Below are 21,039 nucleotides of genomic sequence, written 5' to 3'. Positions count from 1 at the left end.
TTATCAGAGTCAGTATAATAAGCGGAAAATGGCTGGTAATCGAGTGCTGTTTCGTGGTGCACCTCTGGTTGAAGTGCTAGGATATAAATCCAGAAAAGTTAAGCTTATACAGAGTACCCCCTTCATGTCTGAAACCCAGTCTCCAGAAGACTTTATCCCTGAATATTATGAGATCTGCGATATGTTAGTTGCAGAGGATAGCATGACAAGCAGTGCTGCAGAATTACACGGCTTGTTATCTGGTTATTTGTCAGCGGGCGCGCGGTTCAGCCATGAAGCCTGGTTGAAACTGTCTGCTGAACTGACCGATATATCCGATTTTCGTCATGAATCCTCTAAGTTGGCGCTAACCGATCTCTACGATGGCGTGCTCGCTCAACTTGAACAGGTCGATTTCGGTTTTCAACTGTTGCTGCCTGATGACGACCTGACTATTGCTGAGCGGGCTGAGGCTCTGGGAAGTTGGTGTCAGGGATTCCTGACCGGATTCGGTCTGCAGGGCGGGCATACCAATGAGTCGCTGAGCGATGAGTTGAAGGAAGCGTTGGGTGATATGGAACAGATTGCCCAGATAGAGCTTGAGCCGGATGCTGACGAGGATAATGAGTCTGACCTGATGGAGCTTCAAGAATATATTCGGGTATCGTCAATGATGATTTTTACTGAGTGTAATCCGCAGCCTCCGCAACAAGGCGCTGCATCGGATACGACTTTACATTGAGCAGGGAGTAATTTCGCATATGCGCATCAGTCAATCGAGTTTTGCCGTTCGTCGTCAGCAGCTGATGGCACAGATGAGCCCCGGCAGCGTCGCCGTTATCCCTTCTGCGAAAGAGATCGCTCGAAACCGGGATGTAGAATATCCATTTCGACAGGACAGTGGTTTCTATTACCTTACCGGTTTTAATGAGCCGGATGCGTTATTGCTGCTGATTCCAGACCGAAATGAAGGGCAGGTTGTAATGTTCTGCCGGGATCGCGATCCTGAGATGGAGATCTGGAACGGTTATCGTGCCGGGCCTGAAGGGGTCTGCAATCAGTATGGTATGGATCAGGCGTATGCTGTTGCTGAAATCGACGAGCGAGTGCCACAGCTTTTGCAAGGCTGTGACCGGCTTTATTACTCTATCGGCACAGATCAGGTGTTGGACGAAAAAGTACGTGACTGGCTGAACAGTATCCGCAAACAAGCTCGTATGGGGGCTGTAGCGCCGGGTGAAATTGTGATGCTGGATCACCTGCTGCACGAGATGCGTTTATTTAAAGCGGAAGATGAAGTCGAGGTGATGCGCGAAGCGGGTCGAATCTCCGCGGAAGCCCATGTTCGGGCGATGCAGCAATGTAAACCCGGCCTTACTGAGTATCAGTTGGAAGCAGAAATTACCCATCATTTTGCTATGAATGGTTGTCGACAACCGGCCTATTCCTCCATCGTGGGTGGCGGTGATAATGCCTGCGTTTTGCATTACACCGAAAATTGGGATGTGCTGAAGCAGGGAGACCTGGTACTGATCGATGCGGGTTGTGAGCTTGATTATTACGCGGGAGATATCACCCGGACCTTTCCCGTTTCTGGAAAATTCAGTGTTGAGCAGAAAGCAGTTTACGAATTAGTACTGGAAGCGCAGAGGGCTTGTATCGAAGCGATTCGTCCAGGGGTTCCCTGGATCAGAATTCATGATCTGTCGGTCGAAGTTTTAACCAAGGGGCTGGTGAAGCTGGGGTTACTCAAAGGCGATGTTGAAGGCTTGATTGAAACGGGGGCGTACAAAGCATTCTATATGCACCGAATCGGTCACTGGCTGGGCATGGATGTACACGATGTGGGTGATTATAAAGTTGACGGGGACTGGCGGCCATTGCAAGCGGGCATGGTGATGACAGTAGAACCGGGTATCTATATCTCACCGCAGAATGAGCTAGTGGACGAGAAGTGGCGTGGCATAGGTATACGCATTGAAGATGATATTCTGGTGACCGAGGAAGGCTGCGAGAATTTAAGTGCGGCGGTCCCCACCGCTGTCGCTGACATAGAAGCCCTGATGGCCAATTAAGCCGTGATAGAGATGAGTATTTTTATGCACCCGAAATCGTTATGAAGTCGCACTACGATATCCTGATTATTGGCGGAGGTATGGTCGGCGCGAGCCTGGCTGCAGCGTTGATACCTGCGGGTAAACGGCTAGGGTTGTCTATCGCTGTGGTCGAAGCGTTCCCTCTGCCTGATGAAGGCTGCCTGGACTATCAGCCCAGTTATGATGCCCGTGCAACGGCACTGGCCTATGGCAGTCGGTTGATCTACGAACAGATTGGTATCTGGGAGCAACTGCGGGAACACCTGTGCCCGATTACCGATATTCATGTGTCAGACAAAGGCCGTTTTGGTGCGGCGCGACTCAATGCGAAGGATGAACAGGTGGCTGCGTTGGGTTATGTGGTTGAAAATCACTGGCTGGGTCGGGTATTACTCAAGCGTCTGGCGCAGGAAGATGCCGGACATATCGATTTTATCTGTCCGGCTGAGGTCAGTGCAGTGCGGTACCAGGATGACTGGATGGAGGTCTCGCTCGCGTCACAGGGACTTGAACATCAGTTGACCGCTGAACTGGTGGTGATGGCTGACGGTGGACGATCAGATTTGCGCGAGCAGCTGGGTATAGGTTATCAACAGCAGAGTTATCAACAGCATGCTGTGGTCACTAATATCAGCCCGGAAGCTGACCACCGCAATGTCGCTTATGAGCGCTTTACCGATACCGGGCCAATGGCCTTGTTACCTTTAGAAGACTTGCCTTCAGAGGCCCAGGATCAAGCAAATGTGAGTCACCGCTTCGGATTAGTATGGACTGTCCCGGATGATCAGATCGAAGATGTGCTGGCGCTTTCTGATGAACAGTTTATCGCCCGGATCCATGAGCGGTTTGGCTACCGAGCGGGGCAGTTTGTTAAAGTGGGTGAGCGTTTTAGTTATCCCCTTAAGCTCAGTGTGGCCGATGAACAGGTCAGACGGGGGCTGGTGGTATTGGGCAATGCTGCTCATGCGCTGCATCCGATAGCCGGACAAGGCTATAATCTGGCATTGCGCGGTGTTGTTGCATTGGCTGCAGAGCTTATTCAGGCGCGTGAAGCCGGTGTGAATCTGGGTGAGATGGCGCATCTCGCCCGGTTTGCCGAACAGGTGCGTGTTGATCAGCAGAAGACGATTGGTTTTAGTGATAAAACGATGAAACTGTTTTCAAATGCTAATCCCTTACTGGCGCTGGGACGTAGTGCCGGATTGCAGTTACTGGATGTGTGTCCTTTGGCGAAAACGGTATTTGCCCGCAGTGCGATGGGGCTGGATCAGCCTACGCCGGATTTGCGTTAATGAACACTATAGTTGTATTACATTCATCCCCCCTCAGAGGAATCCAATGACACAACCGATCGAAACAGACCTGGTAATCGTTGGTGCTGGGATGGTTGGGCTGACGTTGGCAGCCCTGTTGGCTGACAGTGGCCTGAAAATAAGAATACTTGAAAGCCGGGAGATCGAGCCGCAGCAAGCGTTAGCGTGGGAGTTGTCTCAGCGTGAAAAGGGGTATGACCCCCGGGTGAGTGCTCTGACCGTCGCGTCGCAACAGGTGTTATCGGTTGCCGGTGTCTGGGGGAAGATTCAGCAGATGCGTCTGATGCCTTATCGGGCGATGGATGTCTGGGACGGCGAAGGCACGGGTCAGATCCGTTTTGACTGCACTGAATTACATGAACCCTGTTTGGGGCATATCGTTGAAAATCGGGTGACTCAGGCGGCATTGACTCAACAAATCGCAGAGCAGAACAATGTTGAATTTAGCACCGGCGTAGAAATTGTTGAGATGACGGAGGCGGATGCTGACAGTCAGCGGGTGCTGACATTGAATAACGGCGAACAGTGTCGGGTTCGATGTGTCGTTGCGGCTGATGGTGCTCTGTCGAGCACTCGACGTTTAGCTGGCATCGGTATGTGGGAGTGGGATTATGGTCATCATGCCATTGTTACCACGGTGACGACGGATAAACCCAATCGGGCAACCTGTTGGCAGCGCTTTACCGATGATGGTCCGCTGGCTTTTCTGCCGCTGCCTGAGGATGGTCTGAGCTCTATTGTCTGGTCAACCTCACCGGATCACGCTAAGGCGCTGATGGCTCTTGATGAAACAGAGTTCTGTCAGGCGCTTGAGCAGGCGTTTGAGTCTCGTTTAGGTAAAGTTCTGCATGCGGATCAGCGTTTCGTCTTTCCGCTACGGCAACGGCATGCCCGGCAATATGTGAAAGCAGGCTTTGCCGCGATTGGTGATGCCGCGCACACGATTCACCCTTTAGCCGGGCAGGGTGTAAATCTGGGATTGATGGATGCCGCAGCGCTGGCTGAAACGCTTCTGGATAGTCTTGAGAAAGGCGTGCAATGGAATTCAGAGTTTCAGCTACGTCATTTTCAGCGGGCGCGGCAAAGTGAAAATTTACAGATGGCCGCGACCATGGAAGGCTTTAAGCAGCTATTTAATTCCACCGAACCACTGGCAAGATTGTTGCGCAATAGCGGTATGAATCTGATGAATCGTTTTTCGCCGGTTAAAAATCATCTGGTGCAGCAGGCGATGGGGCTGAGTGGAAATCTGCCGCGGCTGGCGCGCCGACCGATTAAAGATTAGTGTGAGCCATCGACTGGCTTTTGAGGTTAGAACTAATGTCTCAGGGGAAATCGCTGGGCAAAATTTGCACTGACCGGTGAATCTATATACATTGTCTGCCCTTTTCAGTTTCGGCCTGCAGGACCGGTACGGAAAGAAAATAATTAACAGTGCCAGGACAGAGTGATCGCTGATTGCTCAGGATGAAAGAGTTACAGACTATGGGACAGAAAACCGCACTACACGAAAAGCACCAGCAGATGAACGGTAAGCTGGTTGATTTTGGCGGCTGGGAAATGCCTATTAATTATGGGTCTCAGGTTGATGAACATCATAAGGTGCGTACCGATGCAGGTATGTTTGATGTTTCTCATATGACGGTAGTCGATGTTACCGGCGCGGATGCTAAAGAGTATCTACGGTACCTGCTGGCGAATGACGTTGCCCGGTTACAGCAACAGGGGAAAGCGCTTTACAGCGGTATGCTGAATGAAACCGGTGGAGTCGTAGATGACCTGATCGTGTACCTGATGACTGAACCTGATGTCGCCGGTGAATGGTTCCGCGTTGTTGTTAACTGCGCAACCCGGGAGAAAGACCTTCGCTGGATGGCGGACCATACGGCGAAGTTTGATGATGTAGCGCTGACTGAGCGCCCAGAGTTGTCAATCGTAGCGATTCAGGGGCCAAATGCCCTGGCCAAAGCTGAGTCGGTACTAACCGAGTCCCGGGTTAAGTTGATTGAAAGCCTGAAACCCTTTCAGGGTGTTGAGTCTGAAGGCTGGTTTTTTGCCAGAACAGGCTATACTGGCGAAGATGGACTTGAGGTGATGGTGCCGGAAGAGTATGTTGCTGATTTCTGGCAGGCGCTCTCCGATGCGGGTGTTGCGCCATGTGGTTTGGGTTCGCGGGATACGTTGCGTCTAGAGGCCGGCATGAATCTCTATGGTGCTGATATGGATGAGAAAGTCTCGCCATTGGCTGCTAATATGGGATGGACTATCGCATGGGAACCTGCAGAGCGTAACTTTGTTGGCCGTAAGGCGCTTGAAGAACAGCGTCAGGCTGGTACTCAAGAGAAGATGATCGGTCTTGTGCTGGAGGCTCGTGGGGTGCTGCGAAGTCATCAGAAAGTGATAATAAATGGCGAGGAAGCGGGTGAAATTACCAGCGGTACTTTCTCTCCAACACTGGGCTGCTCTATAGCGATGGCCCGGGTATCAGCCGATGTTGCTGGTACATGTCATGTAGATATACGTGGCAAACTAATCGAAGTAAAAGTGGTTAAACCGTCATTCGTACGAAATGGCGAGAAAGTGTTTTCATAAACTCTCACTGTAGGAAAGAGAATAATGAGCGATATCCCAAGTGATCTGAAATATGTTGCCAGCCATGAATGGATCCGTGATGAAGGTGATGGCGTGGTTACCATAGGTGTTACCGACCATGCCCAGGATCTTCTGGGTGATGTAGTGTTTGTTGAGCTCCCTGATGTGGGCGCCGACTTCGCTGTAGGTGATGATATTGGCGTGGTGGAGTCTGTAAAAGCGGCTTCTGATATCTACGCGCCTCTCAGTGGTCAGATCGTTGCTGTTAATGAAGAGTTGGAAGATTCTCCTGAATTGGTAAACAGCGATCCGTATGGTGATGGCTGGTTTATCAAGATTCGTTTGTCAGACGAATCTGAAACAACTGATCTGCTGGATGCTGATGGCTACGCGGAACTTTGTGAAGCGGAAAGCTAATTAAGAAAAGCTTTACCTGCTAAGCCCTGCCTTTGGTGGGGCTTTCTGTTTTCTGGACTGGCACTATACTGTGGTCTGGTTTATGAATTTTAAATTGTAACTCTGAAGGTAATTCTCCTTGCAACAACTACGTTTGAATGCCGGCGCTGATAAGCGTCTCCGCGGTGGACATGTCTGGATCTACAGTAACGAAGTCAATACCAAGCTGACCCCGCTGAAGCAGTTTGCCCCCGGTGAGCAGGTGGTGGTGGAGAGTGCTAATGGTAAACCTTTAGGGTTGGCCTACGTAAACCCTAATACGCTTATCTGTGGGCGCCTTGTCAGCCGGGACATCAAGATCCCGCTGGATCGTTCTCTGATCGTTCATCGATTGAATATCGCTCTGTCTCTGCGCGAAGCTTGTTTTGATAAGCCCTGCTACCGGTTGATTTTCGGTGATAGCGATGGTTTGTCCGGACTGGTGATTGACCGGTTCTTTGATATCTTTGTGGTACAGATCTCCACCGCAGGAATGGGATTGTTCAAAGAGGATATTGTTGCTGCACTGGAAAAGGTATTCAAACCACAGGGTATTCTGTTTCGAAATGATGGCAAGATGCGTCAGACAGAGGGGCTGGAAAGTTACTCTGAGGTTGCCTTTGGTGATGTCCCTGAGCTAGTGCCTTTTGAAGAGAATGGGGTACCTTTCCTCGCGCCGGTACATACGGGGCAGAAGACGGGTTGGTTTTATGATCATCGGGACAACCGGGCCCGGATGCAGCAGCATGTGAAGGGTAAACGGGTACTGGATCTGTTTAGTTATATCGGCGGCTGGGGGGTGCAGGCGCTGGCAGCAGGTGCAGATCATGTGACCTGCCTTGATGCTTCTGAGTTTGCTCTGGATGTGGCGGATCAGAACGCTGCTCTGAATAACGGAGCAGAACGTTTCACCACACTTAAAGGCGATGCGTTTGAGGGCTGTAAAATGCTGCTGGAAGAGGGAGAGAAGTTTGATGTCGTAATTCTGGACCCGCCAGGCTTTATCCAGAAGCGTAAGGATATTCGTAATGGTGAGCAGGCCTATAAGCGGATTAATCAGCTGGCGATGCGATTGGTGGAAAAGAACGGCATACTCATCTCTGCGTCCTGCTCAATGCACCTGCAACGGGAGCGGCTGGTAGATATTATCCGTTCAGAAAGCCGTACGGTTGAGCGCCAGGCACAGATCTTTGATCAGGGCCATCAGGGGGGAGATCATCCGGTGCATCCGGCGATTCCAGAGACCGATTATCTGAAATCCTATTTTGTACGATTATTGCCGGTCTCCTAAAACGGCAGAAACACGGGGGAAGGGGGATGGAGTATAAATTACTGGGCGGCAGTGATCTGAATGTTAGCCGTATCTGTCTGGGTACGATGACCTTCGGACAGCAGAATAGCGAAGCTGAAGCTCATGAACAGCTGGATTATGCCGTGTCTCAGGGGATCAACTTTATTGATACAGCAGAGATGTATCCCGTTCCCCCCATGGCTGAAACTCAGGGACGTACGGAAGAGTATATTGGTAGCTGGTTAAAGTCCCGGGGCAACCGGGAACAGCTGGTCATTGCCACGAAAGTGGCTGGCCCTGCCGAGATGGCCAGGCATATTCGGCCGGACGTACGCCTTAACAGAGCTAATATCAGAGCGGCGATCACTGCTAGTCTGCAGCGTTTACAGACCGATTATATCGATCTCTATCAACTACACTGGCCGGAACGGGCCACTAATTTTTTTGGTCAGCTGAATTATCAACATCAGCCGGAGACGGACGGAACACCTATTCTGGAAACGCTTGAAGCGCTTAAAGAGCTGGTTGATGAAGGGTTGATTCGTTATGTGGGGCTCTCTAATGAAGTGCCCTGGGGGGTGATGAAGTTTCTCAGTTATGCTGAGACGTTGGGTCTGCCCCGGGTGGTGTCGGTCCAGAACCCTTATAACCTGCTAAATCGTAAAGATGAGGTGGGATTGACCGAAGTGCTGATGCGGGAACAGGTTGCGCTGCTACCTTATTCACCACTGGCGTTCGGGACGTTGAGCGGTAAATATCTGGATGGCAGTGCGGGGCCGCAGGCGCGGATAAATCAGTTTCCGCGGTTCTCACGTTACCTGACCGAGGCGGGGCTGCAAGCGACCGCTGCGTATGTTCAGCTGGCACGTGATCATGGTCTTGATCCGGCGCAGATGGCATTGGCGTTTGTAAATGGTCAGCCATTTGTTGGCAGTAATATTATCGGCGCAACTTCGATGGAGCAGCTGAAGAGCAATATTGACTCGATCAATCTTACGTTGCCAGCAGAGGTGTTGGCTGAGATTGAGGTGATAGGCACTGCTTTTTCAAATCCTTGCCCGTAATCGTTCTGGACATAAAAAATGCGCCCATCGGCGCATTTTTTATGTCTGGGGAAAGGATATGTATGAAGTCAGGCGACTCTGCAATGTTTCAACTGCTGATTGAGTGCGGCCATGACTTGGCCGCGCTTAACGACTCCCACCAGAATGCCCTGTTTAACCACGGGGTATATCTTCGGCTTATTCGTTGCCATTATCTGGGCTAACTCTAAAACAGTAGAGGCTGGGCTCACTGTTAACGGGTCAGGCTGCATCATATTTTTTACCAGGACATGACTGTCACAGTGATAGCTGTCTCCCAGTAGATAAGGGATGCAGTCGTGCTCTGACAGAAAGCCGATGACACGTTTATTGCTGTCGACCACTGGCAGCCCAAGCATATTACTGGCCATCAGGTGATCTACCGCTTGCGGCAGAGACATCTCTTCGCTTAGCGGAATAAGATGCTCCGACATGATCTCTTGAATTAACATCATCGCCTTAGCCTCCCGTTTGTTATGAATGTGACTTTTAAGACGTTATTTGTCTTTATCTACTGTCAGTCTTGCAGTAAAACGGCAATTTGACCAATAACCTCTGACTATTTAGTTAATAGCCAGAGGTTAATAGGTATAAAAAAACGCCCCGCTTTGAAGGGCGGAGCGTTGTCGAAGCAGGGAGTCTATTAGTCTTATCTAAGGCTGATGATTGGCCAGCTATTGTCGTCTGCTGCTTGCTTCAGGCGTTCGTCCGGGTCAACGGCGACGGGGTTGGTAACCCGGTCCAGTAGTGGTTTATCGTTGATCGAGTCGCTGTAAAAATAGCTGTTGTCCAATGAGTGTTGGGTCTGCGCAAGCCAGGTGTTGAGTCGCTCAACTTTACCGGACTGAAAACAGGGAGTGCCTGCGACTTTGCCTGTGTAGCGACCATCAATCTGTTCGGGTTCGGTTGCCAGCGTATCATCAACGCCTAACGCCTCCGCGATGGGGCCGGTTACAAAGCGATTGGTCGCGGTGATAATAAGCAGATAATCCCCCTGATCCCGGTGCTTCTGTAGCAGTGTAACTGCCTTTGGTAACATCATTGGCGCCACTTTAGTGGTCATGAATTCCTGGTGCAGTTCGCGGAGTATGTGTGGTTCGTTGTCAGCCAGCGGCTTCAGGGCAAACTCAAGAAACTCATAGATATCCAGAGAACCGGCTTTGTATTGCTGATAAAAGTAGTCGTTTGATTGACGATAAAATTCGCTATCCACGATCCCTTTTTCGCAAAGAAATTCGCCCCATGCGTGATCGCTATCACCGTTAAGCAGGGTGTTATCCAGATCGAAAATTGCCAGACTCAATGTGTCATCTCCAACGCTACCAAAAGAGCGCTTAGGATAGAGGGTCGCCGGAGAGGAGGCAATTGTTTCTCCGTGCTATTTGCTGAACTACCTGAAATTATGGAACAATAGCTGAAAAGGTTTTCTAAGGACTTCACCGTGATAGATTCAGACGGGTTCAGGCCGAATGTCGGTATCATTCTGGCTAACTCGATGGGTCAGGTGCTGTGGGCAAGACGTATTGGCCAGAATGCATGGCAATTCCCCCAAGGGGGAATTAACGAATCAGAATCGCCTGAAGAGGCGATGTATCGGGAACTAAAAGAAGAGATAGGCCTCTCACCAGATGATGTTGAGGTTATCGCCGTGACCCGAGGCTGGCTGCGTTACCGACTACCCAAACGAATGATTAGGCACCATTCCCATCCTGTATGTGTAGGACAGAAACAAAAGTGGTATCTGCTGCGAATGTTAAGTGACGACAGCGCGGTAGAGATTGATTCAACTGACTCTCCAGAGTTCGATGGCTGGCGCTGGGTAAGCTATTGGTATCCTCTGGGGCAGGTTGTAGCGTTTAAACGGGATGTTTATCGCAAGGCGATGCGTGAATTGTCGCCGAAGCTGACACGACTAGTCCTTGGAGGCTGGTTTATAAAGGAGTAAGCATTGCATGCTGGAAACGCTGCGTAAAATTGTTCAGGAGGTTAACTCCGCACCGGACTTAGAGTCGGTGCTGGATGTTATTGTCCGACGGGTGCAGCGTGCAATCCGCACAGATGTGTGTTCAATCTATCTGCTTGATCAGGCTCGTGAACGCTATGTGTTGATGGCGACTCAGGGCTTGAATCGAAAATCAGTAGGGCAGGTATCCCTATCGCTTGATGAAGGTATTGTCGGCATGGTGGGTCAGCGTGCTGAACCTATCAATCTTGAGAATGCCGCAGCCCACAGCGCATTTACTTATCTTAAAGGCACCGGTGAAAGGAAGTTTCATGCTTTTCTTGGGGTGCCGATTATCCACCATCGGGTTTTGCTTGGGGTGTTGGTAGTTCAGCAGAAGTTGATTCGTAAGTTTGATGAAGCCGAAGAAGCTTTTATGGTGACTATCTCGGCTCAATTGGCTGGGGTGATCGCTCACGCAGAGGCGACCGGTTCAATAAATCGCATATCGGAACAGGACAAAACCGAGTCGGATCGTAAGTTCGAAGGGGTCTCAGGTTGCATCGGTGTTGCGATTGGACCTGCCGTGGTAATGACGCCGCTGGCCGATCTGGATGGCGTGCCGGATCGGCGGGTCGACGATGTAAAGGCCGAAGTTTCTAAATTTAAGAGTGCTCTGTCGCAGGTTCGCCGTGATATTAAAAAAGTAGGGCGTAGCTTAGCGAAACGCTTGCGTAGTGAAGAGCGAGAGCTGTTCGATGTCTATATCCGCATGTTGGATGATAATGCGCTGGGCGGTGAAGTAATCGCGCGTATCAAAGAAGGTAGCTGGGCTCAGGGTGCGTTGAAACAAGTCATCGGAGAACATGTGAAGCAGTTTTCTCTGATGGATGATCCCTATTTGCGGGAGCGGGCAACCGACATCAAAGACCTGGGGCGCCGGATGTTGACCTGTTTGCAGGAGTCCGGTCCTGCGCTGTCAGAAATTGAGTTTCCTGAAAATACAATTCTGGTCGCCGATGAGCTGACACCGGCCATGTTGGGAGAAGTGCCCACCGAGAAACTGATTGGTCTGTTGTCGGTGAACGGTTCCGGTAACTCCCATGCGGCTATTCTGGCGCGCTCTATGGGCATTCCGACGGTCATGGGGGTGGTTGATCTGCCCTATACCCGCATCGAAGGTTTGAACATTATTCTGGATGGCTACTCCGGCCGGGTTTTCGTCAATCCATCGGAAGATCTGTCCCAGTGCTATCAGGATATCCTTCGCGAAGAAAATGAGGTTAATGCCGGGCTTGAAGGGTTAAAAGACCTGCCTGCAGAAACCACTGATGGATATCGGATGCCTCTGTGGGTGAATACGGGCCTGATTACCGATGTTGCCCGTTCGCTGGAACGGGGGGCGGAAGGTATCGGTCTCTACCGTACCGAAATTCCCTTTATGATCAGGGACTTTTTTCCCAGTGAACAGGACCAGACAGATACATACCGAAAGCAGCTTGAGGCTTTTGCGCCTCGTCCAGTGACCATGCGAACCCTCGATATTGGTGGAGACAAGCCGTTACCTTATTTCCCCATTGTGGAGGATAACCCTTTCCTGGGTTGGCGAGGTATTCGGGTAACGCTGGATCATCCGGAAATCTTTATTGTTCAGATCAGGGCTATGTTACGAGCTGCTGAAGGGTTGGATAATCTGCGCATAATGCTGCCAATGGTTACCAATGTGCAGGAAGTGGATGAGTCAAAAAGGCTGATTGAACAGGCGGTGGAAGAGCTGCGTGAAGAGGGATATACCATTAATCAGCCGCTTATCGGGGTGATGATTGAAGTACCTGCCGCGGTGTATCAGGTGCGTCGTTTTGCCCGCCGGGTTGATTTTATCTCTGTCGGTTCTAACGATCTGACTCAATACTTGCTGGCTGTAGACCGTAATAACCCACGGGTGGCGGGCCTCTATGTCTCTTACCATCCTGCAGTGCTGAAAGCACTGCAGTTTATTGCGTTGGAGGCCCATAAAGAGAATGTGTCGGTGAGTATTTGCGGTGAAATGGCGTCGGACCCTGGCGGTGCTATCTTATTGATGGCGATGGGTTACGATGTGCTCTCAATGAACGCGACCAATTTGCCGAAAGTAAAATTCGCGTTGCGTGGTATCAGTTTTGAACAGGCGAGAGAGCTGCTGAGTCAGATTATTGTGATGGACAATGTGGATAAGATTCATATGAAGTTGCGCCAGACACTACAGGAGCTAGGTCTGGGTCAGCTCACCCGTCCAACTATTCCTGACTGATTACTTCCTTGAACTGTAATCGGATGCTGTTGCGTTCGGTTGCACCTCCTAGCTCGTAGTTCTGCTCGACAATTTCTGCTTCCCCATTGTGTTTAATTAGCAGTGCTGTGGTTGCCCGGGTTCCGTAGTTTTCCGAACGTATAAAGCTGGCGGAGAGCATTCGTTCAAAATCGAGGGTGATGCCGGTATCTGGCAGTCGAGAGTCGGGAAAAGTATCAGTGTTAGCCATTAATTGAATCAGCTTGTCGCTGCTCAGTTCGCCGCTGTCAATGCAGTCTTTCAGGGCTGTTTTGCGGGCTTCAAGCTTGGGCCAGGGAGTGTCGAACACGGCATTGCTAAGGCCATGAATGCCCGCCGGTACGGGTTGCAAAGCATGGCTGCGATTGGATAAATAGCAAAGCTGTTCGCCATCGTCAATTAGCTGATTAAAGCCGTCAAATCGATCGGGTGATAGTGAATTGATAAACGTTTCGCAGCTCTGTTCGCTAAGGAGAAAGTCTAGCGGTAGGTTGCCTCTGGTGCGATCGCCCTGTTTGGGTTGTCGGCCGTCTCTATGGTTCGTTAATGCTGAGAAACGCCCCTGGTTAGTCAGCCCCAGCCAGGTCCCTCCCTGCTCCAGGTCCTTACCCGCTACCAGGCTGCTCTGTTCAGGCCAGTACTGCATCGGACGTGTTGGCCGGGCATAGAACTCGTCCCGGTTTGCTGTCAGAATCAGTCTGTAGTCTGGATGGTAGTTATAGGCGAATAGAATCAGGCACACAGTGGTCTCTCAGCTGGTATCATATCGGCTTTATTTAAAACCAAAAACGTTAATATATCTATTGTAGGATCGCGGCTTACGCCGTTTTCTAGCTAAAAAGGATGACAGGTCAGATGTGGGTGCATGAGATTGATCCGATAGCGGTGGCGCTGGGGCCACTGAAAATTCACTGGTATGGACTGATGTATCTGGTTGGTTTTGCCTCTGCCTGGTATCTGGGTGTGAAGCGGGCGCGGCGTCAGGGCTCTGGCTGGACCGAAGATCAGGTGTCGGACCTGATCTTCTGGGGTGCTGTCGGTGTGGTATTAGGTGGTCGGTTTGGTTATGTCTTGTTTTATAATTTTGGTCAGTTCCTTGATGATCCGTTATGGCTGTTTGCTGTCTGGGAAGGTGGAATGTCGTTCCATGGAGGGTTGCTGGGTGTAATAGCTGCGATCGGCTACTTCTCCCATAAGTATCAGAAGAGTTATTTTGATATCGGTGATTTTGTTGCGCCACTGATTCCTATCGGGCTGGGAGCGGGTCGGGTCGGTAATTTCATTGGTGGTGAGCTCTGGGGGCGTCCTACTGATCAGAGTTGGGGGGTTATCTTTCCCCGTGCCGGCGATATGTTGGCACGTCATCCGTCACAACTGTATGAGTTTGCCCTTGAAGGGGTCGTGCTGTTTACGGTTCTTTGGTTCTATTCATCAAAACCCCGGCCGAAGATGGCGGTGTCAGCTTTGTTTCTGATTCTTTATGGTCTCTTTCGTTCGAGTGTGGAGTTCTTCCGTCAGCCGGATGTCCAGCTGGGTTTTGTCGCGCTGGACTGGATGACGATGGGGCAGTTGCTATCGTTACCGATGATTGTGCTGGGTGGTGTACTGCTGGTGGTGGCTTATCGAAGAGAGACCGGTGAGACGCTGGCTTGAGTGGGTGTATACCAGTTAACAGAGCTGAAGAGGGATAGAATTGAAGATATAAGGTCTGTCGAAAGACTAGCCCCGACGGATCAGCGCTAGCTTAAGTAAAGCGGCAACCGACATCGCGTCAGTGATTTTGCCGCTAATAGCCATCTCAATGGCTTCTGTTGTTTTTACCTTTATCAGTTCGATATCTTCGGTGTCTTCGAGCTGTTGCTTGCCCTGGCGAAGGCCGGTTGCCAGAAAAATAAAGGCGATCTCATCGGTGACAGAGTTGGAGGTTCTTAGCTCCATAAAGGGCTGCCAATGCTCTGCGGTTAAGCCGGTCTCTTCGCGTAGTTCCCGTTTGGCGGCTTCGAGTGGCGGCTCTTCTAATGGGCCACCGCCTTCGGGTATCTCTATCGTCGTTTCATTGTTGGGGTAACGGCTCTGTCGGACCAGCCAGGTATTGTCATCATCGTCTATCGCGATAATGCCGATAGCATGTGACTTAAAGTGAACCACGCCATAAATTCCTTCGGTTCCGTTGGGACGGATGACCTCTTCATGCTGCACTTGTATCCAGGGATTATCGTATACGATGTCCCGTTTTTTTTGCTGCCATCCACCAATTTTAGTTTTTGTCATTATGGTTTCTGTTGAAAGTAAGAGGAAAGATCGGGCTTGTTGTAAAGCCCGTTCAGCCGCTGGGTGCTAAGTTTATACCGAAAAAGGGTATTGGATCGGGTCGTGAAATTGATAGCCTTCCACTTCAAAGTCATCAGTGCTGACCCAGGTTTCCAGATCTTCCAGTGTTTTTATGGCTGGATTAATCTTCAGAACAGGTAGTGGCAGAGGTTCGCGGGTGAGCTGGACATCCCGCATCAGTTCAACCTGATCCTCATAAATGTGTGCGTTAACGATTTTATGGTATGCCTTGCCAGGCTTCTTGCCGGTGATCTGGGCAATGATTGCCAGTAGGAAATATACCTGCACCATATTAAAAGTAAGGCCCAGCGGGACATCACAACTCCGTTGTGTGCTGTTTAAGTAGAGCGTGTCACCCAGTAGAGAAAAGTGATGGCTGTACATGCACGGGCGTAGGCAACCCATATGAAAGGCACCGGGGTGATAAAAGGTGTAAATTTCCCCACGATCATCGATACCGTTGGTTAGATCGTCGATAATTTTACGCAACAGGTCAATGCTGCCGCCGTCTGGCTTAGGAAAGTTTCGGCCCACCTTGCCGTAGATAAAGCCGCAATCATCGTCGCCTTTGCGGTAGGGGTTGGCGAGCCAGGCTTCATTATCATTGGCATTGGCGTCCCAGGTTTTTGTACCGATTTTCCTAAAGTCAGCAGCGTTATCGTAACCGCGCAGATAACCGAGTATCTCGGCTATAGCTGATTTATAGAAACTCTTGCGGGTTGTGACTAGTGGGAATTCTCCTGCCGCTACATCGTAGGTCAGGTCGGCATTAATAACGGTCAGGCAGCGCTTTCCGGTGCGTTCATTTTCCACCCAGACGCCTTCATCAATTATTCGCTGGCAAAGATCGAGGTATTGTCTCATTGGTTTGTTATGAACCCTGTGGTTAAATTCAGGCTAACCATGTTACCAAAGCTGTCTGTAAAGAAAAGAACTGCAGAGCGGTATCAGCATTAGGAGAAGATATGAAGCTGTCGATTATCGTAGCCCAGGCACAGAACCGGGTAATCGGTATCAATAACAACCTGCCATGGCACTTGCCGGAAGATCTGCGTTACTTTAAGCAGGTAACAATGGGAAAGCCTATTATCATGGGCCGCAAGACATTTGAGTCGATCGGTCGGCCATTGCCGGGTCGCACCAATATTGTCGTCAGTCGGGATGCTGAATATCAACCTGATAATGTTAAGGTGGTAAATAGTCTCGAAGCTGCGCGTGATCTGGCTGAGAGCGTCTGTACCGTTAATGGGTGTGATGAAGCGATGGTTATTGGTGGGGCGCAGATCTACGAGCAAGCGTTAGCGCTGGCGGATCGGCTTTATCTGACTCAGGTGCACGCGGATGTTAACGGCGATGCATGGTTTCCTGTATTTCATCCCGGTGACTGGGCTGAGATAGGCCGTCAGGATTTTGCCGCTGACGGGCCTAATCCCTATGACTATAGCTTTATCGTATTGAAGCGGATCTCCTGAAGGGAAAATTATGATTGAGCCGGTATTGTCTATTCTTGCAGATGGGAAATTTCATTCAGGACAGGCGCTAGGTAAAGCGCTGGGGGTTAGCCGCAGTGCGATCTGGAAACAGATAAAAGTTATCGAAGAGTCAGGCCTTGAGGTGTATAGCGTTAAAGGACGCGGCTACCGTATCCCTGGCGGTCTGGATCTGTTGGATAGAGAGCTGATTGAAGAGGCGCTTGATCCCGCGGTCAGCAGTCAATTGAAACATATCGCGTTGAATCTGATTATTCCTTCTACCAATGCGATGGCGATGGATGCTGTCTATCAGAATGGCCATGGATCACTCTATCTGGCGGAACAGCAGACTGCTGGACGGGGGCGGCGTGGACGAAACTGGGCCAGTCCGTTTGCCAGCAATCTCTATTTCTCCCTGACCTGGCAGTTTAATAACGGTGCGGCAGCGCTGGAGGGGCTGAGCCTGGCGGTCGGTATCGCATTGATTCGCGGGTTGAAACAGTTGGGTGTTGATGGTGTTCAGGTTAAGTGGCCGAATGATCTGTTGTGGCGGGGTAAGAAGTTGGCAGGGGTGTTGCTTGAGATGAGCGGCGATGCTGCCGGTGAATGCTTTGTTGTCATTGGTGTGGGGCTCAATGTGCGGATGCCGGAAACGGCGGCAGAGGAAATTGATCAACCCTGGACGGATTTGCAGCAGGCGCTGGGTGTTGCCCCTTCGCGTAACACCCTGTTGGCCGCATTGATGAATCAATTAGTACCGGTGCTGGAACAGTTTTCCAGTGAAGGCTTTATGCCTTTCAAAGAAGAGTGGCAGGGGGCGAATGCTCACCGGAATCAGGAGGTCAGTCTGCATATCGGTAATCGTCGGGAGCAAGGTGTCTGTCGAGGCGTTGATCGTGCGGGCGCGCTGTTGCTGGAGGCTGAAGGTGAGCTGCAAGCTTTCCATGGTGGAGAAGTGAGCGTGCGGCTGGCATGAAAATATTGGATCTGGATGCGGGTAATACCTTTGTTAAGTGGCGACTCGCTGGTACCGCACTGCGTGGCCGGGTATCGCATCATCAATTATGCAAAGTGGTCTGGCCAGATGGAGTAAGTCGTGTGCGGGTTGCATCGGTTGCTGGTGAGCAGGTTAACCAGAAGATTAGTGACTTTGTGATGCGGCAGTGGCAGTTAAAGGCAGAGTTTGCCAAGACGTTAGTGAAAGCCGCGGGCGTAACGAATAGCTATAGTGATCCATCCCGAATGGGAGTAGATCGTTGGTTGGCGATGCTGAGTGCCTGGGATCGTGCGCGAGCAGCCTGTTGGGTGGTTGATTGTGGTAGCGCGATTACGGTGGAACAGATTGATCCGCGCGGGAAGCACGTAGGTGGGTATATTATCCCCGGGATACAGCTAATTAGTCATAACTTACTGACTAATACCGCAGAGGTGCGAGTTGATCACTCGATAGAAGGATTTAATTCTGCCCCCGGCGTGAATACGTCAGAGGCTGTTCAGCACGGTATTAATTTGCTGTTGGAAGCACTTGCGGAGAAGGTGATGCGTGAGTCGGGCGGGCAACCAGTATATGTTACCGGCGGTGATGGGGAGTTGTTTTGTTCCCTGGCGAACGGTGCTATCTGGTGCCCTGATCTGGTGATGGATGGATTGCCGCTGGCGATTGGAGGCTGATGATGCGCTGGATCTTTATCCTGATGTTACTTGGAAATGTGCTTTATTTTGGTTGGCAGATGCGCCAGCCTGCATCAGAAACAGTACAGGCGCCGCTAGTCGGAGTGGCGCATATTCGAATGCTGGATGAAGTTGATCGCTCGTTACTACTGCCTAGGACGCTAGTCAGCGTGCCCCAGGAGTCATCTGATGAAGTGCTTTTGCCACCGTCGGTGGTTCCGGAGAATAAAACAACAGGTCTGTCATCAGAGTCTGATGTGAACCTTACAGTAAAAAAATGTCAGGTACTTAGTGGTCTCGGAGACTCGGTTGTTGCACATGATTTGCAGAGTCGGCTTGCACTGCAGGGAGTGGCGTCCTCGGTGCTACCGGTGGAGGTTGAGCGGGTACTGTCTTATGAGCTGGTGCTGGAACAGCCTGAGTCAGAAGTCGATCGACGCGGCATGGTGGAGAATCTTGAGGCATTGAGCATGGTCGTTGAAGAGGCCAGGTTGGGCAACGCAGCCGTCTATATAATAGGTCGCTATGATAGTCAGGCAGCGCTGAATCAGGCACGAGATGCGTTGATAGGGGCGTTTGAGCCCGTTTTATATCAGGTGATAAGCAAAGAGAAGCAGTTTGAGCTCTGGTTGTCGTCTGATGCATCAGAAGAAACTGTTAATAAAATCAATGAGCTACAAGGTTTTTTTAGTTCTACGATAAAAATTGAAAAAAACTATGTAAAGGGGTTGCAAGCGTAGAGGCGCGTGATTAATATATGCGCCACTTCGCGACTGATGCCGGTATAGCTCAGTTGGTAGAGCAACTGACTTGTAATCAGTAGGTCCCGAGTTCGACTCTTGGTGCCGGCACCATTTTTCTAGTGGCGAAGTATTGGTAGGGTGGGGTTCCCGAGTGGCCAAAGGGATCAGACTGTAAATCTGACGCGCGAGCTTCGGTGGTTCGAATCCACCTCCCACCACCAATTACTAATATGCGGGTATGGTACAATGGTAGAACCTCAGCCTTCCAAGCTGATGATGCGGGTTCGATTCCCGCTACCCGCTCCAGTTTGATGTGCTCATGTGGCTCAGGGGTAGAGCACACCCTTGGTAAGGGTGAGGTCGGCGGTTCAAATCCGCCCATGAGCTCCATTTATGTATTACGAGGGTAGATATAGCGATATGTCTGCCCTTTGTTGTATGTGGCAACGTGGTTAACCACACTTACTTTTTTTGCAGGGTAAATGGCAATGGCTAAAGAACAATTTGAACGTAATAAACCGCACGTTAACGTTGGTACAATCGGCCACGTTGACCACGGTAAAACAACTCTGACGGCAGCGCTGACACGTGTTTGTGCTGAAGTTTTCGGTGGTACTGCGGTAGCATTCGACGGTATCGACAACGCACCAGAAGAGCGTGAGCGTGGTATCACTATCGCAACGTCTCACGTTGAGTATGACTCTACTGAGCGTCATTACGCACACGTTGACTGCCCAGGACACGCTGACTATGTGAAGAACATGATCACCGGTGCTGCACAGATGGACGGCGCTATTCTGGTATGTGGCGCGACTGATGGCCCTATGCCACAGACTCGTGAGCACATCCTGTTGTCTCGTCAGGTTGGCGTACCATACATCGTTGTATTCCTGAACAAAGCTGACCTGCTGGCTGAAGATTGTGGCGGCGTTGACTCTGAAGAATACGAAGAGATGCTGGAGCTGGTTGAAATGGAGCTGCGTGAGCTGCTGGACCAGTACGAATTCCCAGGTGATGACACGCCAATTATTGCAGGTTCTGCATTGATGGCGCTGAATGGCCAGGACGATAACGAGCTGGGTACTACTGCTGTTAAGAAGCTGGTAGAAGCGTTGGATTCTTATATCCCACAGCCAGAGCGTGCAATCGATCAGCCATTCCTGATGCCTATCGAGGACGTATTCTCTATCTCCGGTCGTGGTACCGTAGTAACGGGTCGTGTAGAGCGTGGTATCGTTAAGACTGGCGAAGAGATCGAAATCGTTGGTATTAAAGATACTACCACTACTACTTGTACTGGTGTTGAGATGTTCCGTAAGCTGCTTGACGAAGGTCGTGCAGGCGAGAACGTTGGTGCGCTGTTGCGTGGTACTAAGCGTGAAGACGTTGAGCGTGGTCAGGTTCTGGCTAAGCCGGGTTCTATCACTCCTCATACTCGTTTCGAAGGTGAAGTATACGTACTGTCCAAAGATGAGGGTGGTCGTCACACTCCATTCTTCAAGGGCTACCGTCCACAGTTCTACTTCCGTACAACTGACATCACCGGTGCTTGTGAGCTTCCAGAAGGCGTTGAGATGGTAATGCCAGGTGATAACATCAAGATGGATGTTACCCTGATCAACCCAATCGCGATGGAAGAAGGTCTGCGTTTTGCGATCCGTGAAGGCGGTCGTACTGTTGGTGCAGGCGTTGTGTCTAAAATCATCGAGTAATCGTTGATTTTTAGCAACTTAGTTGTTGCTACCTGACGGGGACGTGTGTAATATATGCGTCCCTAGTTAGCA

General features: G+C 50.6%; 21 protein-coding genes and 4 tRNA genes. 20 read left to right on the top strand and 5 right to left on the bottom strand.

Annotated elements, in window-relative coordinates; all coding sequences use genetic code 11:
- Positions 1-28: 28 nt before the first annotated feature.
- The 8 genes from AMJAP_RS16945 to AMJAP_RS16910 all read left to right on the top strand — a co-directional run bounded on the left by AMJAP_RS16945 (position 29) and on the right by AMJAP_RS16910 (position 8,770).
- Positions 29-721, top strand: coding sequence for a UPF0149 family protein (locus tag AMJAP_RS16945; protein WP_019622794.1), 693 nt, complete (start codon positions 29-31; stop codon positions 719-721).
- A gap of 19 nt (positions 722-740) precedes the next feature.
- Entirely contained in the window at positions 741-2,054 is a 1,314-nt protein-coding gene (gene pepP, locus AMJAP_RS16940) for a Xaa-Pro aminopeptidase (protein ID WP_019622795.1), read from the top strand.
- 41 nt (positions 2,055-2,095) lie between these two features.
- Positions 2,096-3,367: a 2-octaprenyl-6-methoxyphenyl hydroxylase gene (ubiH, locus tag AMJAP_RS16935; protein WP_019622796.1), complete on the top strand. Its 1,272-nt coding sequence runs from the start codon at positions 2,096-2,098 to the stop codon at positions 3,365-3,367.
- Between the two features lie 46 nt (positions 3,368-3,413).
- A complete protein-coding gene (locus tag AMJAP_RS16930; RefSeq protein WP_019622797.1) occupies positions 3,414-4,673 on the top strand; it encodes a UbiH/UbiF/VisC/COQ6 family ubiquinone biosynthesis hydroxylase in 1,260 nt (419 codons plus the stop codon).
- Positions 4,674-4,873: 200 nt separating this feature from the next.
- The gene (gcvT, locus tag AMJAP_RS16925) at positions 4,874-5,980 is read left to right on the top strand and encodes a glycine cleavage system aminomethyltransferase GcvT (protein ID WP_026340232.1); all 1,107 of its coding nucleotides are present in this window, start codon (positions 4,874-4,876) and stop codon (positions 5,978-5,980) included.
- Between the two features lie 24 nt (positions 5,981-6,004).
- The gene (gene gcvH / locus AMJAP_RS16920) at positions 6,005-6,397 is read left to right on the top strand and encodes a glycine cleavage system protein GcvH (RefSeq protein ID WP_019622799.1); all 393 of its coding nucleotides are present in this window, start codon (positions 6,005-6,007) and stop codon (positions 6,395-6,397) included.
- A 118-nt stretch (positions 6,398-6,515) separates the two neighbouring features.
- On the top strand, positions 6,516-7,706 hold the full coding sequence (locus AMJAP_RS16915) for a class I SAM-dependent rRNA methyltransferase (RefSeq protein WP_019622800.1): 1,191 nt from the start codon (positions 6,516-6,518) through the stop codon (positions 7,704-7,706).
- Positions 7,707-7,732: 26 nt separating this feature from the next.
- Entirely contained in the window at positions 7,733-8,770 is a 1,038-nt protein-coding gene (locus AMJAP_RS16910) for an NADP(H)-dependent aldo-keto reductase (protein WP_019622801.1), read from the top strand.
- 68 nt (positions 8,771-8,838) lie between these two features.
- Here AMJAP_RS16910 and AMJAP_RS16905 read toward each other — a convergent pair whose 3' ends face one another.
- Together AMJAP_RS16905 and AMJAP_RS16900 are read right to left on the bottom strand one after the other, a co-directional pair.
- A complete protein-coding gene (locus AMJAP_RS16905; protein ID WP_019622802.1) occupies positions 8,839-9,243 on the bottom strand; it encodes a CBS domain-containing protein in 405 nt (134 codons plus the stop codon).
- 194 nt (positions 9,244-9,437) lie between these two features.
- On the bottom strand, positions 9,438-10,091 hold the full coding sequence (locus tag AMJAP_RS16900) for a histidinol-phosphatase (RefSeq protein WP_019622803.1): 654 nt from the start codon (positions 10,089-10,091) through the stop codon (positions 9,438-9,440).
- 138 nt (positions 10,092-10,229) lie between these two features.
- On the opposite strand from AMJAP_RS16900, the gene rppH reads away from it, so the two are divergent.
- Positions 10,230-10,733: an RNA pyrophosphohydrolase gene (gene rppH / locus AMJAP_RS16895; RefSeq protein ID WP_019622804.1), complete on the top strand. Its 504-nt coding sequence runs from the start codon at positions 10,230-10,232 to the stop codon at positions 10,731-10,733.
- A gap of 7 nt (positions 10,734-10,740) precedes the next feature.
- Positions 10,741-13,020 (top strand): phosphoenolpyruvate--protein phosphotransferase, encoded by a 2,280-nt coding sequence (ptsP, locus tag AMJAP_RS16890; protein ID WP_019622805.1) that lies wholly within the window; start codon positions 10,741-10,743, stop codon positions 13,018-13,020.
- Here the strand turns inward: ptsP and AMJAP_RS16885 are convergent.
- Positions 13,007-13,780, bottom strand: a complete 774-nt coding sequence (locus AMJAP_RS16885) for an NRDE family protein (RefSeq protein ID WP_019622806.1) — start codon at positions 13,778-13,780, stop codon at positions 13,007-13,009. The two genes, ptsP and AMJAP_RS16885, sit on opposite strands and share 14 nt — an antisense overlap.
- Positions 13,781-13,893: 113 nt before the next feature.
- Here AMJAP_RS16885 and lgt point away from each other — a divergent pair, with 113 nt between their 5' ends.
- Positions 13,894-14,691 carry a prolipoprotein diacylglyceryl transferase gene (lgt, locus tag AMJAP_RS16880; protein WP_019622807.1) on the top strand — a complete coding sequence of 266 codons (798 nt, stop codon included), beginning with the start codon at positions 13,894-13,896 and terminating at the stop codon, positions 14,689-14,691.
- 66 nt (positions 14,692-14,757) lie between these two features.
- Here the strand turns inward: lgt and AMJAP_RS16875 are convergent, their stop codons facing one another.
- Both AMJAP_RS16875 and AMJAP_RS16870 read right to left on the bottom strand, forming a co-directional pair.
- Entirely contained in the window at positions 14,758-15,309 is a 552-nt protein-coding gene (locus AMJAP_RS16875) for an NUDIX domain-containing protein (protein WP_019622808.1), read from the bottom strand.
- Positions 15,310-15,381: 72 nt separating this feature from the next.
- The gene (locus AMJAP_RS16870; protein ID WP_019622809.1) at positions 15,382-16,233 is read right to left on the bottom strand and encodes a thymidylate synthase; all 852 of its coding nucleotides are present in this window, start codon (positions 16,231-16,233) and stop codon (positions 15,382-15,384) included.
- Between the two features lie 101 nt (positions 16,234-16,334).
- Here AMJAP_RS16870 and folA point away from each other — a divergent pair, with 101 nt between their 5' ends.
- The 9 genes from folA to tuf all read left to right on the top strand — a co-directional run bounded on the left by folA (position 16,335) and on the right by tuf (position 20,967).
- Positions 16,335-16,841, top strand: coding sequence for a type 3 dihydrofolate reductase (folA, locus tag AMJAP_RS16865; RefSeq protein ID WP_019622810.1), 507 nt, complete (start codon positions 16,335-16,337; stop codon positions 16,839-16,841).
- 10 nt (positions 16,842-16,851) lie between these two features.
- The gene (birA, locus tag AMJAP_RS16860) at positions 16,852-17,817 is read left to right on the top strand and encodes a bifunctional biotin--[acetyl-CoA-carboxylase] ligase/biotin operon repressor BirA (protein WP_019622811.1); all 966 of its coding nucleotides are present in this window, start codon (positions 16,852-16,854) and stop codon (positions 17,815-17,817) included.
- Positions 17,814-18,512, top strand: coding sequence for a type III pantothenate kinase (locus AMJAP_RS16855; protein WP_019622812.1), 699 nt, complete (start codon positions 17,814-17,816; stop codon positions 18,510-18,512). Before birA ends, AMJAP_RS16855 begins: the two co-directional genes overlap by 4 nt.
- On the top strand, positions 18,512-19,252 hold the full coding sequence (locus AMJAP_RS16850) for a hypothetical protein (protein WP_201356392.1): 741 nt from the start codon (positions 18,512-18,514) through the stop codon (positions 19,250-19,252). The genes AMJAP_RS16855 and AMJAP_RS16850 overlap by 1 nt, the downstream gene beginning before the upstream one ends.
- Before the next feature lie 38 nt (positions 19,253-19,290).
- A tRNA-Thr gene (locus AMJAP_RS16845) sits at positions 19,291-19,366 on the top strand.
- 26 nt (positions 19,367-19,392) lie between these two features.
- Positions 19,393-19,476: transfer RNA gene (locus tag AMJAP_RS16840), tRNA-Tyr, on the top strand.
- A gap of 11 nt (positions 19,477-19,487) precedes the next feature.
- Positions 19,488-19,561 (top strand) — tRNA-Gly (locus tag AMJAP_RS16835).
- Positions 19,562-19,570: 9 nt separating this feature from the next.
- Positions 19,571-19,645, top strand: a tRNA-Thr gene (locus AMJAP_RS16830).
- A 98-nt stretch (positions 19,646-19,743) separates the two neighbouring features.
- Positions 19,744-20,967 (top strand): elongation factor Tu, encoded by a 1,224-nt coding sequence (gene tuf, locus AMJAP_RS16825; RefSeq protein ID WP_019622814.1) that lies wholly within the window; start codon positions 19,744-19,746, stop codon positions 20,965-20,967.
- The last annotated feature ends 72 nt before the right edge of the window (positions 20,968-21,039 follow it).

This window comes from Amphritea japonica ATCC BAA-1530 (genome assembly GCF_016592435.1).
GTDB classification, from domain to species: Bacteria; Pseudomonadota; Gammaproteobacteria; order Pseudomonadales; family Balneatricaceae; genus Amphritea; species Amphritea japonica.
This window is presented reverse-complemented; position numbering and strand designations above follow the sequence as displayed.